Annotated in this window: 14 protein-coding genes; 9 read left to right on the forward strand and 5 right to left on the reverse strand. The window is 35.4% G+C overall.

The annotated features are described in order from the left end of the window. Nucleotides 1–2 precede the first annotated feature (2 nt). Nucleotides 3–2,033: a glycosyltransferase gene (locus OMO38_RS15110; protein ID WP_264751024.1), complete on the reverse strand. Its 2,031-nt coding sequence runs from the start codon at nt 2,031–2,033 to the stop codon at nt 3–5. Between the two features lie 98 nt (nt 2,034–2,131). Here OMO38_RS15110 and OMO38_RS15115 point away from each other — a divergent pair, with 98 nt between their 5' ends. Then, entirely contained in the window at nt 2,132–3,283 is a 1,152-nt protein-coding gene (locus tag OMO38_RS15115) for a glycosyltransferase (RefSeq protein ID WP_264751025.1), read from the forward strand. Between the two features lie 34 nt (nt 3,284–3,317). Here the strand turns inward: OMO38_RS15115 and OMO38_RS15120 are convergent, their stop codons facing one another. From OMO38_RS15120 to OMO38_RS15130, 3 genes are read right to left on the reverse strand one after another with little or no spacing between them, the layout of a single operon-like run. Further along, complete coding sequence (locus tag OMO38_RS15120) at nt 3,318–4,535, reverse strand: glycosyltransferase family 4 protein (RefSeq protein WP_264751026.1); 1,218 nt, start codon at nt 4,533–4,535, stop codon at nt 3,318–3,320. A 25-nt stretch (nt 4,536–4,560) separates the two neighbouring features. Next, on the reverse strand, nt 4,561–5,382 hold the full coding sequence (locus OMO38_RS15125; protein ID WP_264751027.1) for a DUF6492 family protein: 822 nt from the start codon (nt 5,380–5,382) through the stop codon (nt 4,561–4,563). Between the two features lie 5 nt (nt 5,383–5,387). Beyond that, complete coding sequence (locus OMO38_RS15130) at nt 5,388–5,729, reverse strand: phosphomannose isomerase type II C-terminal cupin domain (protein WP_264751075.1); 342 nt, start codon at nt 5,727–5,729, stop codon at nt 5,388–5,390. A 125-nt stretch (nt 5,730–5,854) separates the two neighbouring features. On the opposite strand from OMO38_RS15130, the gene gltX reads away from it, so the two are divergent. Continuing rightward, nucleotides 5,855–7,582 (forward strand): glutamate--tRNA ligase, encoded by a 1,728-nt coding sequence (gene gltX, locus OMO38_RS15135; protein WP_264751028.1) that lies wholly within the window; start codon nt 5,855–5,857, stop codon nt 7,580–7,582. A 47-nt stretch (nt 7,583–7,629) separates the two neighbouring features. Continuing rightward, nucleotides 7,630–8,586: an acetyl-CoA carboxylase carboxyltransferase subunit alpha gene (locus OMO38_RS15140; RefSeq protein ID WP_242803636.1), complete on the forward strand. Its 957-nt coding sequence runs from the start codon at nt 7,630–7,632 to the stop codon at nt 8,584–8,586. Nucleotides 8,587–8,644: 58 nt separating this feature from the next. On the opposite strand, the gene OMO38_RS15145 is transcribed toward OMO38_RS15140, so the two are convergent. After that, nucleotides 8,645–9,346: a DUF6759 domain-containing protein gene (locus OMO38_RS15145; protein WP_264751029.1), complete on the reverse strand. Its 702-nt coding sequence runs from the start codon at nt 9,344–9,346 to the stop codon at nt 8,645–8,647. Between the two features lie 146 nt (nt 9,347–9,492). Between OMO38_RS15145 and tsf the strand changes: the two genes are divergently transcribed. From tsf to OMO38_RS20335, 6 genes are all read left to right on the forward strand, one after another. Then, entirely contained in the window at nt 9,493–10,320 is an 828-nt protein-coding gene (tsf, locus tag OMO38_RS15150) for a translation elongation factor Ts (RefSeq protein ID WP_264751030.1), read from the forward strand. Between the two features lie 303 nt (nt 10,321–10,623). Then, complete coding sequence (locus tag OMO38_RS20330) at nt 10,624–10,893, forward strand: T9SS type B sorting domain-containing protein (protein WP_406567329.1); 270 nt, start codon at nt 10,624–10,626, stop codon at nt 10,891–10,893. 79 nt (nt 10,894–10,972) lie between these two features. Next, nucleotides 10,973–14,071, forward strand: coding sequence for a T9SS type B sorting domain-containing protein (locus tag OMO38_RS15155; RefSeq protein WP_264751031.1), 3,099 nt, complete (start codon nt 10,973–10,975; stop codon nt 14,069–14,071). Nucleotides 14,072–14,209: 138 nt separating this feature from the next. Further along, a complete protein-coding gene (locus OMO38_RS15160; RefSeq protein ID WP_264751032.1) occupies nt 14,210–17,047 on the forward strand; it encodes a T9SS type B sorting domain-containing protein in 2,838 nt (945 codons plus the stop codon). Between the two features lie 2 nt (nt 17,048–17,049). Beyond that, nucleotides 17,050–17,505, forward strand: a complete 456-nt coding sequence (locus tag OMO38_RS15165) for a hypothetical protein (protein ID WP_264751033.1) — start codon at nt 17,050–17,052, stop codon at nt 17,503–17,505. 104 nt (nt 17,506–17,609) lie between these two features. Continuing rightward, nucleotides 17,610–17,719 (forward strand): T9SS type B sorting domain-containing protein (locus OMO38_RS20335; protein ID WP_406567330.1); only part of this gene is annotated, 110 nt, incomplete at its 3' end.

Below are 17,719 nucleotides of genomic sequence, written 5' to 3' on the forward strand. Positions count from 1 at the left end.
TTTTAGAATCCTAAATAAGTCAGCATTTTCTTGATATTGTCTTCCTGAGTTTCTATAGAGAATTTTGATAGTGGCAAGAGACTGTTCTCATGTAAAGTCTGCCAAAGACTTTCGTTATCATAGAGCTCAAGAATCTTATCTGCAAAATTTTGAGGATTTTCATCTGAGATTAAGGCTGTTTTCTCATCTTCAAGGCTCATTCCTTCCGCACCGATTCCTGTAGTAATTACAGGCAACTTAAATTCTAAGGCCTGCCCTATTTTTCCTTTTACTCCAGCTCCATAACGAAGCGGCGCCACAAACACTCTGGCATTTTCGAACCAAAAATCGACTGTTTTCTGGTAGCCTAATATCTGAAACTTATCAGAATGGTATTTTTGTTTTAGATCCTCAGGAAAATCTGGTCCTAAAATGAAAATTTTAATCTTACTGTTCTTTGCCCAAACCAAAGGCATTATTTGATCATGTAAAAACTTTACCGCATCAATATTGGGTAAATGGTTGTAACCACCAATGAAAAGCAATCCTTCTCTTTTGGAAAAACTCAAAGGCACATAATCTACTGGTTTGTGAATATTACTTACTGTAAAGATTTTGTCTTTTCTCACACCATTTGCAGAAACTGTATCCATCTCTTCATCGCTGATAGAGATTACCGCATCAGAAATATTCATTCCAGCATATTCCTTTTTTTTGAAGAAAGCGATTTCTTTTTTTCTTTCGTTGGTGATGACATCAATGTAGTTATTTTCGCGCTCCATTCTAAGATAATGAAGATCCACCATATCGTAAATGATTTTCTGACCATTTAATTTTTCTTTAATTAACTGATACCAATGGTCAAAACCTATCGGTCTGAAAATCCAAATAACATCAACGTAAGACAAGGCATTTAAAACCTGATGTTCTACTTTTACAATTTTGTCTTTTGTCGTAACATAATCTACACAGACCTCAACTCCAATTCCATTAAAAAATTTGACATAGTGATGATCTGTAGACTCATCAAAATGCTTCACTGCAAGGATAATGCGGTGTCCGTTCTTTTGAAGAATTTTTACAATTTCAAAAAATCTTCTTGATCCGGAATCCTGATCCGGTTTCGGCATATTTTCTTCGAGAAAAAGAAAGTTGGGCTTGCGGTAATGATTTTCGCAACTGATTTTTGGGTTATCTGAATATTTCGTTTTTATAATGTTGGAATTCCAGTGATCAAAAAAAATCTTTTTATCGCCATCATTTTCCGCTTTGTATAAATTATCAAAAGAAATAATTTCCGAAAGTGGATGATAATAGGTATCTAATTGTTCATCATTTTTCATCTTTAAACAGAAGTCTGCTTTAGCAAAATATAGCGACGAGAACGATTCACTCAGCAAATTTATACTGCCATTTTTGTTTTTTTTATGAAACAAGAGACTGCCTTCACAAAAATCAACTTTTCTTAAATAATTAAATTCTGGGGAATCAATTGATTCAGATTGACCAATTGGAGATATTTCAGAGTCTTTAAAAACTAAATTTCCAGCCGCAACTATATTGTGTTCTGTAGAAACTAACTTGGAACCTACGGCGCCAACATTGTCTCTGATTTCAAAAACATTTAGCAACGTTGACAAATAATTTTCCTGAACCAAAGCATGTGATTCTAAAAGATAAATAAATTTTCCTTTACCCTTCTTAATTGCATTATTTACATTTGTTACAGTGCTATCTTTGGTATCACTTACGAAAATCGCTTCTGTTTTTTCTAAATATCCGTGAGCTTCATCAATATCCCCATTATAAAGAACAATGATTTCTTTTGAAATATGTCGGTCGTATTTTTCAATTTGATAGAGGCCATTAAGCAATAATTTCAAATCATTAACCGTAGAAATGATAATTGTTACTTCAGGATTACCCTCTGTTTGAAAATTAAATTGATGGTTTTTAAAAAAGTCAAGATTCTGCAGATTAATGGTCAGTTTTCTTCTATTTTTAATAAACTGATAATCCTTGATTTTATTTTTAAAAAATCTTTTAATTCCCATTTTAAATTTATTATTTTGTCTAAGTCTTTTGCGAAAACGAATTTAAGCATTTATTTCCTCAACTTTGAAAAGACTCTCATTCTAAACAAAAGTCATTAATGAATTTTTTCAATAAGAACTTATTATTTTTCTTCCCCGAAAGTCCTTTCTCCAAAAGAGCCGGCAATGTTTTGCGTACCTATACGAATCTGAAACAGCTTAAATCTTTAGGCTTAAATATTGATCTTGTCGGAGTGGAAGATTATTACAAAAGTTTTGGAGATTCGGCTGAAGACATTGATTCAGCAATCATTGATGATGTTTTTGTTCTGAAAACCACACCACCAAAGCAAAAACTAAGCTTTGACTATTGGAGATATAAAATTCAGAGAAGATTTAGCAAAGACAATACAAATCAATATCTTACTCCGTATTTAGAAGATCATTTCGCAGCGGTTCTTGATAAGAAAAAATATGATTATATCTTCATCAATTATGAATTCTGGACAGATCTTATTCGTAAGCAAGATTTAAAAGGGGCAAAAACAATAATTGATACGCACGATTGGATAACACTCAACGAATTTTACAATAATAAAACGCTTGACGTGGGGAAAAGATTTGGCGAAGAGATAGCAAATCTTTCATTTTATGATAAAGTAGTTACCATTTCCCGGGATGAATATTTTATTTTCAAAAGTTTTCTGGGAGATAAAGTGATTAATATACCGCCAAGCTTTCCTGAAAATTTTGAAGACACAAAGATTGATAAAAAATTTGACCTTATATTTGTAGGTAGCGACAATCCTTTTAATGTAGTATCTATTAAATGGTTTATAGAAAAAGTACAACCGCTTCTCTCTAAAGAGATAAGAATTTGTATTATAGGAAGGATCTGTAAACACATTCCGGATCATGAAAATATTGAAAAGGTTTTTTTTGCAGACGATTTAAAAACCTATTATCATGCAAGCAAAATTGCCATCTGTCCGATGCTTAAAGGAACCGGTATAAAAATTAAAGTAGTGGAAGCCATGTCTTTTGGAATACCGGTCGTAGGAACTGAAAAAGCGGTCGATGGTTTTTTAGACAAAAAAAACAACGGTTGCATGGTGGATGACAACGAACAAAAGTTAGCAGAAATCATTACCAATTTAATTAATAATGAATCTGACTACCTACAGCTAAAACACGAGGCTCAAGAGTTTTTCAAAAATAATTTTTCTGAGAGAAAATCCATTGAATTATGGAAAAAGGCTTTACATATTTAGAGTTAGAGTCAATTTTCCGAGTAAGATAAAATTCCTACGATTTACTTATCTTTTCATAAATCGCCACAAGATCATCGGCACTTTTTTTCCAGGAAAATAGCTTTGAACGTTCGAGTCCCTTCTGAGCATAAGTTTGTCTTAAAGAATCATCGGTATATAATTCGTGCATCGTTTTGCGTAATGATACTTCATCTGTAGGATCCAGCATAATTCCTGCATCTCCCACAACCTCCGGTAGAGATGATGTATTGGAAGTTACTGTTGCTACTCCGCATTGCATAGCTTCCAACGGTGGCAAGCCGAAACCTTCATATAAAGACATGTAATAAAATGAGTGTGCATGGCTGTATAAACTCGCTAAATCTTCGTCTGGAACTCTGCCGGTAAATAATATTTTATCCTTTAGTGCATTCGCATTATTATATTCTTCAAAAATTTTATCGTAATCCCATCCTTTTGTTCCAACAAGGACCAAACTTAAATTATCAATTTCATTTTCTTTAATAAATTTTAAAAAAGATCGAATAACAAAGTCTGTATTTTTGCGAGGCTCCAATGTACCTACGCTCAGAAAATATTTGTCTGGAAGATTATACTTTTCTTTGATAGACTTAAATTTATCGTTATTGTCGCACACATAAAAAAGTGATTTAGAAGCAGCCAATAAGCTTACGAAGACATGATCAGGATTAATCTGAGGAGCATATCGTAATAAATCTTTTTTCGTATTTTCTGATACACAAATCGCATAGTCATCTTTACCGATACTTGCGATAATTTTCTCTATAAAACGTGAAGTATAGTGTAAGTTCGGGAACAAAACGGGAATCAAATCATGGATGGTGACCACCTTTTTTAAATTTGAATATTTTCTGACTTTCTGATTGACAGGATAATAAAACGAATGATAAATATCTGCTTTTTCAAAAGCATTATTAAAAAAGGTGTTTTTAAATTCACTCACACCTATTTTTTCATACAAATACTTGAACAATTTTTCTTTTCTGAGAGGCAAAAACTTTCTTTTGGCTCTCTGATTGGCTCCATTTATTTTTATAGAGTTTTCACCAAAAAAAACATCCAATTCTTCTGTAGATGTTTGATGGTTGAATAAACTTAAATGAGAATAAGATGTTTCTATTGCGTCATGTTGACTTAATTCTCTGAAAAGTTCATAAGTAACGCGGAAAATTCCTGTGCGGTTATCTTTATAGAAATCAGCAATGACATCAGCGTCTAAGATTACTTTCATCTAGGTATCATAATTTGCTTTTAACTTATAAACTAATCTTTTTTTGGTACCATTTCAAATCACGATTCCAATTGGATTGAAGAACAACGCCCATATAATTCTCCTTAATTGATTCTCTGGTATGTCCTTCCTTTATAAAATCCTGAAATTGTTTTTTATAATGAAATACTTTAAACAACGGTTCTTTAGGAAAGAGAGGAATAACATTGCTTTTCAGAAGCCATTCTCCGTACCAAGTGAACTCACTTGGAAATTCATTAATTAGATCGGGATAATTTATACTATTTAAATCTAAATAATTCTCCTGAAAATCTTTCCAAACTTTATTTGACCATATTGTCGGTGAAGGCCCGTAATCATAGCAAATTCCTTCACGACCGAGCTTATCCATTATCCGTCCGCTTATATCTTCAAAATATTGTTTGGGATCATCTTTAAAGTGTTTACGATTGGCACTGAGCCATGAAAACATTTCCTTCTGCTGATGGATAATAGTGTAAGGATTATCACCCTGAATAAAATCAGAGATATTAAAATCCTTGATAAAATAGGAGTCAGAATCTAGACAAACATAGTTTTCCGTAACATTCAGCCTGTGCAGCTGAGATTTTATGATTTGTTGATATTGCCAGGGATCACTTTTTTTAATGTCAATAATATCACTGTCTTTTATAAGGTCTAAAAGATCAGTTTGCAGGTTCTGCTTAAAAAAACTAATATCTTCGTTATTTACAGAAATCAGAAGCTTTATTCCATCTTTATTATGTTGATTAATTGAATCAATCAGTTTACTGCAAGATTCAAAATCAGCTCTGTAAGTTTTAACGAATAATATTAATTTTTCCATTTTACTTAAGCTCTCTCATATTCATCATCCAGTCTCACAATATCATCCTCACCAAAGTAAGTACCTGTCTGTACCTCGATGAAAACTACTGGCTTTTCAGATAAATTCATGATTCTGTGTTTGGCTCCTAGAGGAATGAAAATACTTTCACCATAGGAAAGTTTGATTTCTTTATCATCCAGAACAATTGTCGCATCACCTTCGATAATCGTCCATTGTTCCTGTCTTTTATGATGATACTGATAGGATAATTTTTGCCCAGGGTTCACTTCAATTCTTTTCAGTTTGTAATTGGGCTCGTCTGCCAAAACATAATATTTCCCCCAAGGTCTTTCACCAATTTCCAGCATAATGTGTGTATTATTATTTTATACAAATGTAAAGATTATGATTACAAAAGCCAATAAGCTGGCGACAAAAACGTCTTGAAAACATATAATTTCAGTAAATTTGCACCAAAATTTTATTTAAAATGGGGAAAGTAAGAGTCCGTTTTGCACCAAGTCCTACGGGACCGCTGCATTTAGGAGGTGTAAGAACTGCATTATATGATTATCTTTTTGCAAAAAATCAAGGTGGTGAATTTATACTGAGAATTGAAGACACCGATACCGCAAGATATGTAGAAGGAGCTGAAGAATACATAGAGGAAGCTCTAGAATGGTGTGGAATCATCCCTGACGAAAGCCCTAAAAGAGGTGGTAAATTCGCTCCCTACAGACAATCTGAAAGAAGAGATATCTATGACAGATACACTGAGCAAATATTAAAAACAGACTACGCTTACATCGCCTTTGATACTGCTGAAGAATTAGATGCCGTCCGTGCAGAATTTGAAGCAAAAGGTGAAGTTTTCTCTTACAATAACGTTTCCAGAAATATCTTAAAAAACAGCGTTGCACTTTCTAAAGAGGAAGTACAGCAACTTTTGGATGCTAAAACTCCTTATGTTGTAAGATTCAAAATGCCGATCGACAGAACCCTTGGACTTGTAGACATGATCCGTGGAAATTCTGCGGTAAATACCAATACTTTAGATGATAAAGTTTTGGTAAAAAACGATGGAATGCCTACGTATCATTTTGCCAACATTATAGATGATCATGAGATGGAGATTTCTCACGTCATCCGAGGTGAAGAATGGTTGCCATCGTTAGGTCTTCACACGTTATTATACGAAGCAATGGGTTGGGAAGCGCCTGAGTTTGCCCATTTATCATTGATTCTAAAACCTGATGTTTCCACATTAATCAGTAAAGAAAATATTGACAGTATTACAAAATCTTTTACAGAGGAGTTTGTAACAAAAAACAGTCAATTTTCTTTTGATGAGGCAGCAACGCTGATAAAATCATTATTTTCAGAAGTGAAAAGCCCGAGATTCAAATCGATGCTGAATGAAAATGAGAAAGACAATGAAATTACCGCTTCTGTAAAACAGTTTTTAAAGAAAGGACTTTCAGGAAAATTAAGCAAAAGAGACGGTGATAAATTCGGATTCCCTGTATTTCCACTCAATTTCACAGATCCTGCGACAGGAAATATTTCTAAAGGTTACAGAGAAAGCGGTTACCTGCCCGAAGCGTTTATGAATATGGTTGCACTTTTGGGCTGGACTCCGGCAGATGATAAAGAAATTTTGTCTTTGGAAGAAATGGCTAAAGAATTTGACTTAAATAAAGTTCACAAGGCTGGAGCAAGATTCAGTAAAGAAAAAGCAGAATGGTTTAATCATCAGTATATTCAGTTAAAATCGGACAAAGAGTTATTAAATATTCTAAAAGAGTCAGATTTACACTTAAACATGGAAGATGAAAAATTACTAAAGATTATTCATCTGATGAAAGAAAGAGCGACTTTTCCAACAGATATTTACGAAAACGGAAAATTCTTTTTTGAAGCCCCAAGTTCTTACGATGAAAAAGCCTCTAAGAAAGCTTGGAATGACGAAACATCAAATCTTCTGACTGAATTTGCTGAAAGTTTGAATTCGATAAATGATTTCAGTTCTGAAAATATCAAACAGAACCTACACGATTTTGCAGAAAACAAAGGAATAGGAATGGGAAAAGTAATGATGCCGTTGCGTTTAGCTTTAGTAGGAGAATTAAAAGGTCCAGATGTTCCGGATATTTTGGAACTCGTTGGAAAAGAAGAAAGTATTGCAAGAATAAGCAATGCTGTAAATAATTTTAAATAAAATTTCATAATTTTTCATACATTTGAAAGATTTAATTTACTTCAAGAATGGAATATTTAAGTTTCGAACTTCCTATAAAAGAACTGATGGATCAGTATCAAACCTGTTCATTGGTAGGAGAAGAAAGTGGTGTTGATGTAAAATTAGCATGCAGCCAGATCGAGGATAAGATTATAGATACCAAAAAACAGATCTATGGAAATCTTACCCCTTGGCAAAGAGTACAGTTATCACGTCATCCGGATCGTCCTTACACTATCGACTATATTAAAGGAATGGTAGATAAAGGAAGTTTCCTTGAACTGCACGGTGACAGAAACTTTGCAGATGATCCTGCGATGATCGGAGGTCTTGCGACTTTAGACGGTCAAAGAGTAATGATTATCGGTACTCAGAAAGGAAGAACAACCAAAGAAAGACAACACAGAAGATTCGGAATGCCGAATCCTGAAGGATACAGAAAAGCCTTAAGACTAATGAAGTTAGCCGAGAAGTTTAAAATTCCTGTAATCACTTTAGTGGATACACCGGGAGCTTATCCTGGACTGGAAGCTGAAGAAAGAGGTCAGGGTGAAGCGATCGCAAGAAATATTTTTGAAATGACGATGCTTAAAACTCCTATTTTCACTTACATTATCGGTGAAGGAGCGAGTGGCGGAGCGTTAGGAATTGGTGTCGGTAACAAAGTTTACATGTTGGAAAACACCTGGTACACAGTAATCGCACCGGAGAGCTGCTCTTCAATCTTATGGAGAAACTGGGATCACAAAGAAGATGCAGCCAATGCATTAAATCTGACTCCAAAAGATGCTTTAAGAGAAAAATTCATCGATGGAATTATCGAAGAACCTCTTGGTGGAGCTCATTATGATCCGGAAACTACCTACCTGAATCTGAAAACTTCGATTTTGCAAAACATCAAAGCGTTCTCAAAATTCACAGGCAAAGAACTGGAAACCCAAAGACAGGACAAATTTATTGCCATGGGGCAATTTAAAGGATAAACAAAAAAAGGTTGTTTAGAATTTCTAAACAACCTTTTTTTGTTTCATTAAAATTAAATCAGTCAGCTACATCAAGCTGTATCTCGATATCTTTAGTAATCTTTTTCAGCGAAGAATATTTGGCATCGCAGACCATTGTTGTCAGAACGTATTCACCTTTATCGATCAAGACAAAATTCTGTCCTTTTGCAGGAACATCAAGGTTATAATATTTTTTTCCACTTATTTTGACGATCAGTCTACAGTTTGATCTGTTTTTGATATTAATGTAAGCTTCCTTGTCGCTAGGATCGTCATTGAAAATATGGGTGAGCATTGCAGCGGTTTTCCTATTTTTATCGCTGACTTCAGATTTTTTATTCGTATTACCAACACTTGCATAAGTCACATTTCTCTGGGGACTAGCAGTATTGCTGGTATTTACCGGTATAGTTTTACCTTTATTAAGTTCACTGTTGCTTACAATTTTCTCAATTTTATCTTTGCTCAAAGGCTTTATGGTCGGTTTAGCCTCAGGCGAATTATCTGCCATGATAATGGTTATCAATCTTTTCTTAAAGAAATCTGTTCTGGCGTGACCGGGATTTTGTTTTAGAAAACCTGCGATAATTCTGGGTTCGTTGGATGTTTCAGCTTCTGTTTCGGTGTAGATAATGACCGTTTCTTTCTCGGCGACTACTTTTGCTTTGCCTTTTTTCTTCTTTTGAGAGAAGCCAAGACAGAATATGGAGAGGAATAAGATTAGAAATAATTTTTTCATTGAGTAAAAACCTTTAAAAATTTATTAAATAATACTATAACGTGAAAAGTCATTTTTTAGTTTATCATTAAAATCATTATCTTTGCACATCTTTAAAATAAACTATTAAAGTTAATCATAATTTTAAATAAAAAAATAATAATATTATGTCTTATTCACCAGCTGCTGCAGACGTAGCAAAATTGAGAAACCAAACAGGTGCAGGTATGATGGACTGCAAGAAAGCTTTAGTTGAAGCAGAAGGAGACTTCGAAAAAGCAGTAGATATCCTTAGAAAAAAAGGACAAAAAGTAGCTGCTAACAGAGCTGACAGAGATTCTTCTGAAGGTGCTGTAATCGCTAGAGTAAATGAAGATAACACTTTGGGTACGATTATCTCTTTGAACTGTGAGACTGACTTCGTTGCTAAAAACGAGGCGTTCATCGAGCTAGCTTACGAAATTGCTGAAATGGCAATCTTCGCTGCTACTAAAGAAGAATTATTGGCTACAGATTTCCACGGAATGACTGTTGCTGAAAAATTAATCGAGCAAACTGGAGTTATCGGTGAGAAAATCGAGATCGGTGCATTCGAAAGAATTGAAGGTCCTTTCTTGGGAGCTTACATCCACGCTGGAAACAAAATTGCTGCAATCACTGCACTTTCTGCAAAAGTAGACGGTTCTGACGAAGCTGCTAAAGCTGTTTCTATGCAGGCTGCTGCGATGAACCCTATCGCTCTTGACGAAACTAAAGTTTCTCAGGAAACAATCGATAAAGAATTGGAAATCGAAAGACACAAACTTACTGAAGAAGGTAAGCCTGCAAACATTATCGATAATATCTTGAAAGGTAAAATGCAGAGATTCTACAAAGACAATACTTTGGTACACCAAGATTTCATCAAAGACAGTTCAATTTCTGTTGCTGATTATGTAAAATCTGTAAACGGTGACTTGAAAGTTACAGGATTTGTAAGAGTAAGCTTAGCTTAATCAATCTTTCAAAACAAACATATCCCGATGAGTTTCCTCATCGGGATTTTTTATGTGAAAATTTAGACATCTTCCTACTATTCGATAAATTTCACAACAAATCCTCCACATAGTACCAATAATAAATCAAAGCTCCAAGAAATATGCAAATAATTGATTTTTAATAAGTAATTTTGTTTCACTATAGACTAATCGTGAAAAAAATTTTACTGAGTATCTGTACTTTGAGGACCGCATACTGCCTATGTTATAAGCGCAGATGGCTGTCAACCCATCATCAAAGAGTTCCTCATTCTCAATCTTGTGAATGCAATTACTCCAAACGGGGACGGCCATAATGATGTCTTAAACTATTCTGATCTCAGATTAAAGCAGGATGTTTCGATAGAAGTTGTAGATCGCTACGGAGCACCCGTCTACAGATCTTCAGAAAAAAATTATATCTGGGATGGAAAATCCGGTGGAAGAACCCTCTCAACAGGGACATATTGGTACATTCTGAAATGGACAGAACCCGACACAAAATTGCCAGTTTCACATTCTGGATGGCTATTAATTAAGAATAGAGAATAAATTTTAAATTTTCTTTAGCATTTATTAACAATATATTAAATATTATTTTAATTTTGTACAAATCCTAATTCCATAATTTATGAAAAGATTTCTACTCAGCTTAGTATTAGTTTTTCTAACATCTATTTCTGTCTTCGGACAGAGAGATACAGATCACTGGATTGCTCCTTATTACGATTCCTACGGTGGCTATAGCAATAGACTTTATTTGTCTACTGACTCTGTTACACCATTTGTGGTTACTATATATAGTAATAACGCATCAATTGGGACGGTGACAATCAGCAAAGGCAGCCCACAAACATTTGATGTCCCTAATACAACTATATCTGCAAATTTAGCCGCAGATGCTTTTAATGTAATTACTAAAGGATTATATTTAAAAGGGTTAAAACCATTTTACTGTACTTTAAGATTTGCACAAGGTTCACATGGTGAAATTATTACTAGTAAAGGAAAAGCAGGTATTGGTAAAGAATTTTATGTTGCAAGTACACCTACATCTTCTGCGAGTATGAGTACCTTAAATAATTTCACTGCAGGTATTATGGCAACGGAAGATAATACTGTTGTTACAGTGACATGGAATACGGCAGGACTTACTTTTATTGGAGGAGCGCCAACAGGAACAACCCATACTTTCACATTAAATAAAGGTCAATCTTTTATCTTTGCCGGTCAACAAAATAACACACCAAATCTTGCCGGTTTTATTGGTGCGAAAATCGTTGCAGACAAGCCGGTTACGCTGACCAATGGAAATAGTAATGGCAACTTTGGTATTGTTGGTAGTGGTGGATCTGATGGAATTATGGATCAATCTGTACCAGTAGAAAGATTAGGAAATACTTTTGCGATGGTAAAAACAAGATCTGAGGCTCCCGCACAAAATATGGAAGGAGGTATTGTTATTGCCACAGAAAATAATACTCAGGTTTTTATAAATGGTTCGACGACTGCAATTGCAACTTTAAATGCTGGGCAATGGTATAGAATCGATGAAACTAATTATGCTCCACAAGGGACTTTGGGTCATGCAAACATGCTGATTTCTACTTCTAAAAATGTTTATCTATATCAATTTGTATCTGTTGGTACTACAAACGCAACGTGCGGATTTAATTACATACCACCTTTAAACTGTTTTTTACCGAGAAAAATAGATGAGATTGGTAAAATTAATGAGATGCCTAATATTAATTCAGCTATCACTTTAAAACTGAATATATTAACCGAGGCAGGTGCTGTTGTAACGTACAGCAGTAATGGAGGTGCAGCTACTACACCTACTGCAGCTCAGGGTCCATATCCTCTTACCGGGAATTCATCATGGGTAACCTATGCAGTTGAAGGAATTACAGGAAATGTAACTGTAGTATCTAATAAAGCTGTAACTGCAGGAATTAATGGTGGATATAGTACTGCCGGATACGGAGGATATTTCGCCGGTTTCTCCTCAATTCCCGTAATTGCTAAACAAACAGGTGACTGTGTTCCTGGAATTATTTTGGAAGTAGATGACAGTTACGAGACTTACCAATGGAATTTAAATGGTGCTCCTATAACGGGAGCAACTTCTAACACCTATACTCCGGCAGTAGGTGGAGATTATACTGTAAAAGTTACGATGGGAAGCTGTCCTCCTGTTACTACTCCTATTTACAAAGTATTTACATGTTTGCAGCAGACTGCTCAAACAATTTATATTTGTGGCACAAAAGTAATCACACCTGCATTTACTAATTCTTCTCAATCTCCAGTAGCTAATAGTGTTGTGATTGTTACTCAGCCAGCCCATGGTACAGCAACAATAAATCCTTCAACAGGCGTTATAACTTACATTCCACAAGCTGGATACTTAGGGCCAGATGTAATTGTATATAAATTCTGTGGCAATGCTCCAGTATTTGTAGATTGTGAACAAGTTACTTTAAACTTAAATTTAGTACCGTTTGTTCTAACAGACAGAACAATTTATGCATGTCAATATGCAGGAAAAGGATATTTTGATCTAACTACTGCTAACGTGACAGATAATTCTGTACCTACAACCAAAAAATTCTATCCGACACTTGCTGATCTTAATGCAAACACAAATCAGATCAGTAATCCTACCAATTTCTTTTCAGGAGCGGGTTCTGTTTATGTAAGAGTAACTACATCGGAAGGTTGTGTTGGAAATGCCAAAATCACACTTGACTTCTTCCCTACTCCAGTAGTGAATGAAGCAACACTAACTGTCTGCTTTATTGAAAACAACGAAGCTAAAGGTCAGTTTGATTTGACCACCGCCGTAATTACCAATGAAACCCCGGTTACTAAAAAATATTACCCAACGTTTACTGATGCAAGCAACGGAACCAACGAAATCATGAGCCCTCTGCCTACGGTTTATATCTCAGAGAATGGTTTTGTTTATGCAAGAGTGTATAACTCAAATAACTGCTATGCCATCGCTAAAATAAATCTGAAAGTAACGCCTCCTAAGAGATCGACTACACTTGTTGATAAATTTATCTGTATTGATGACAGAACGACCTTAGATGCAGGATCAGGTTTCCAGTCTTACCAATGGAGCACGGGAGCGACAACTCAGACGATTCAGGGAGTGCCTGTTGGCAGCTACTGGGTAATTCTTCAGAATGAGGGATGTTACATTAAGCAAACTGTGAATGTTAAGAAAGCTAACGAACCGGTGATCACCTCTATCGAAATTTCTAATAACACAGCAACCATTAATGTAGAAGCTGGAACGGCACCGTACAAATACGCAGTAGATACACCTACAAACTGGCAGGATTCAAACATTTTTACTAATCTTTCAAGAGGTCAGCATACATTTTACGTTAAAGATGCTTTAGACTGTACACCAGTTTCTGTAGAATTAACTGTACCTAATTTGGTTAATGCAATCACACCAAACGGAGACAATGTAAATGATGTTTTGGATTACAGTGAATTAGCTTACAAAGGAAACCTTACATTTGTAATCTATGACAGATACGGTAATAAATTATTTACCGGTGACCGATCTAACAACTACAAATGGGACGGAAAAGCTTCAGGAAAAGGGATTCTTACCGGAACATACTGGTACCATATTAACTGGATCGAGCCTAATGTGCAGAAGACTCCTATAAAATACACAGGGTGGATTCTAGTAAAAAATAGAGAATAAATAAATTATTAGCATAAAAAAAAAGCCACAACAACGAGTTGTGGCTTTTTTGGGCTGTAATATTAACGATATATTAAAAATTTTCTGAAAACATATTCTTTTTTACATTATTTTTGTAAAAATCCTAATTCTACGCTTATGAAACAATTTCTACTCATTTTATTATTAATGATTACGGGCATCAATGTTTCTGCTCAAAGAGATACAGAGCATTGGATCGCACCTTTTTATGCAACCACACCCGTTACAGCACAGTCACTTTATCTTTCTACAGATTCGATAACCCCTTTTGTGGTAACAATAAACAGCAACAACATTGCATTGGGGACGGTAACAATTAGCAAAGGAAGTCCTCAGATTTTTGTAGTTCCTGCAAATAATATAGCAGCTACAAATGCGGGAGAAGCTTTTACTGTAATTAACAAAGGATTATATATTAAGGCGGAAAAACCTTTTTACTGTACCCTTCGATTGGTAAATTCAATTCAACATGCTGAAGTGGTAACCAGCAAAGGTAAAGCTGGTATTGGTAAAGAATTTTTTGTTGCAAATACTCCATCTGTTACGACTCGTACCACTGACAATTTTACTGCAGCAGTTTTAGCCACTGAAGATAATACAACAGTTACTGCCACTTGGAGTGCGATTACTCCGATAACTTTCTTTGGAGCAACACCATCAACCAACACCCATACTTTCACATTAAATAAAGGTCAATCTTTTATCTTTGCCGGTGGTATAGGTCCCGCAGCACCGTTCATGGGCGCAAAAATCGTTGCTACTAAGCCAATCACCCTTACAAACGGAAATGTGACAGGAAATTTTGGTAATACAACTTCTTCTGGGACTGATATAATTTTAGATCAGTCTGTTCCCCTTGATAGATTAGGAAATGAATTTGCGATGGTAAGAACAAGATCAACTACTGCGAATGAACTAGAAGGAGGAATTGTAATTGCTACAGAAAACAATACTGCAATATATTTGAATGGATCTACCACTCCTGCAGCAACTTTAAATGCTGGTCAATGGTATAGAATTTCTGGAAGTAGTTATATAGTTCAAGGCGGTGTACACCCTAACATGTACATCAATACTTCAAAAAATGTTTATTTGTACCAACTGGTTTCGGTAAATAATGACACTGCCACTTGTGGTTTTAATTATATTCCCCCTTTAAACTGTTTCTTACCAAGAAAAATTGATGAGATTGGTAAAGTAGGTGAAATGCCAACAGGTACCGGAGGAGCTAGTGTTATACCTAGTGGTACTATTGTAAAGCTTAATATTTTAACTGAAGCAGGGGCTACAGTTACTTATACCGTTAATGGAGGAGCACCGATAACTCCAACTGCTGCACAGGGTCCGTTTCCATTAACAGGAAATACCAACTGGGTAACCTATGCAATACAGCCTATTACTGGCAATATAGCGATACAATCTAATAAAGCAGTGACCGCCGGAATTAATGGAGGACACAGTACTTCTGGATATGGAGGATATTTCGCTGGATTCTCATCAATTCCGCTTATTGCTAAGCAGACTGGTGATTGTATTCCAGGATTGATTTTGGAAGTTGATGACAGTTATGATACTTATCAATGGTACAGAAACGGCACAGCCATCACCGGAGCCAACAGCTATTCATATACACCAACACAGTCTGGAAACTATACAGTGAGAATTACAGTAGGATCTTGTCCTCCCGCAATTACTCCGGAATATAAAGTATTTACCTGTCTTCAGACCACAACTGCGGCAAAAACAGTTTGTGAAGGTTACTTGGATATCGTTCCCGCGTTTACTTCATCTACACAGACTTTTGTACCAAGTACGGTTCAGATTATTACGCCGCCAACGAATGGTACAGCAATCATTAATCCAACAACCGGTGTTATCGGTTATGTTCCTAATTTCGGTTTTGCAGGTACCGACACCATTACTTACAAATTCTGTGGGAATGATCCTGAATTTGTAGACTGTGAGCAGATTACACTAACGTTAACAATTGCAGAAAGTCCAACAGTAAATAACGCAACACTAAGATCTTGTTACCTGGAAACCAATATTGCAACCGGGTTATTTAATCTTACCAATGCCAGCGTTACTACGCAGTCTGGAATTACTAAAAAATATTACCCTTCATTGACTGATGCCAACAATCAGACTAATGAAATATTAAATCCGGCAAACTACGTTGCACCAAATGGTGTTGTATATGTAAGAGTAAGCAATGCCAACGGATGTTACAGAGTTGCTGTTATTACTTTAGTGGTTATTCCGCCGGTAAAATCTACTGTTCTTGTTGATAAAGAAATCTGTATTGAAAGCAGAACTACATTAGACGCAGGAGTCGGATTTGACGGCTATAGCTGGAGCACAGGTGCAACTACGCAAATAATTACTGACGTAAGTGTCGGAACATACTGGGTAGACCTGAAAACCGGTGACTGTACTACCAGACAGACAGTAAAAGTATATGCAACACAGCAGCCTGTGGTTTCAAATATTGAAATTACCAACAATGACATTACTGTTTTTGTGGTCGGCGGAACCGCTCCGTACAAATATTCTATCGACAATACTAAATGGCAGGATTCTAATGTTTTCACCGACCTTACGAGAGGTGACACAACGGTTTACGTGAAAGACAGCTTCGACTGTACCCCAATTGAGGTTACGATTACCGTTCCGAATATTGTGAATGTAATCACACCAAACGGTGACGGAGTAAATGACATTTTAGACTATTCAGCTCTTGCAGGTAAACCTAATTTAGTTTTAGGAATTTTTGACCGTTACGGCGTGAAAATCTTTGAAGGAAACAAAGACACTGGCTTTAAATGGGATGGAACCATTAATAAAACCAAAAAAGTTTCTACTGGAAATTACTGGTTTAGCATCAGCTGGAATGAGAGTAAAAACAAGACTCCAATTAAATTCTCAGGATGGATCTTAGTAAAAAACAGAGAATAATTATGAAAAAAATAAATATTATGAAAAAAATTCTGTATTCATTCTTAATTTTTTCGTCAACGATACTACTTGGACAAAAAAACACTAAAGTGAAATTTGCTATTTGCAATGGTGCTGTGGGAACTACTGAAATGTTTGAGCCGCACAAAAAAGATATAGAAAGTACTACGTTTTTTATGGCTACCACAAAACTACCGCAACATCTACAAAAGTTCAGTTATTTGGCTGAAGGTGGCTTGACGGAATTAAAATTTAAGAAAAATGTAGGGGCACCAGATATTATGTCACTTGCAGCCCTTAATGAACAAAGCAATGTAGCTAAAGATACAAAAGTAATGATTGATGGGTATGTGTTTGATAATCCTGAGACTAATATCTATATTGTAATGGTTAAAAGGATAGATGTAAAAGAAGATAATGGCGAAAAATATCTTTCCATCTTCACTTCTGATAACTAAAATAAAGTGAAAACTAATTTGGCCGGAGTAATTTCCGGCCATTTTTTTGATCTGGAAAATTTAGATTAAGAACCATTAGAGTAGAGGTTACAATTCCGAATATTGTGAATGTAATCACACCAAACGGTGACGGAGTAAATGACATTTTAGACTATTCAGCTCTTGCAGGTAAACCTAATTTAGTTTTAGGAATTTTTGACCGTTACGGCGTGAA

It is taken from the genome of Chryseobacterium kimseyorum (assembly GCF_025971945.1).
Taxonomy (GTDB): Bacteria; Bacteroidota; Bacteroidia; order Flavobacteriales; family Weeksellaceae; genus Chryseobacterium; species Chryseobacterium kimseyorum.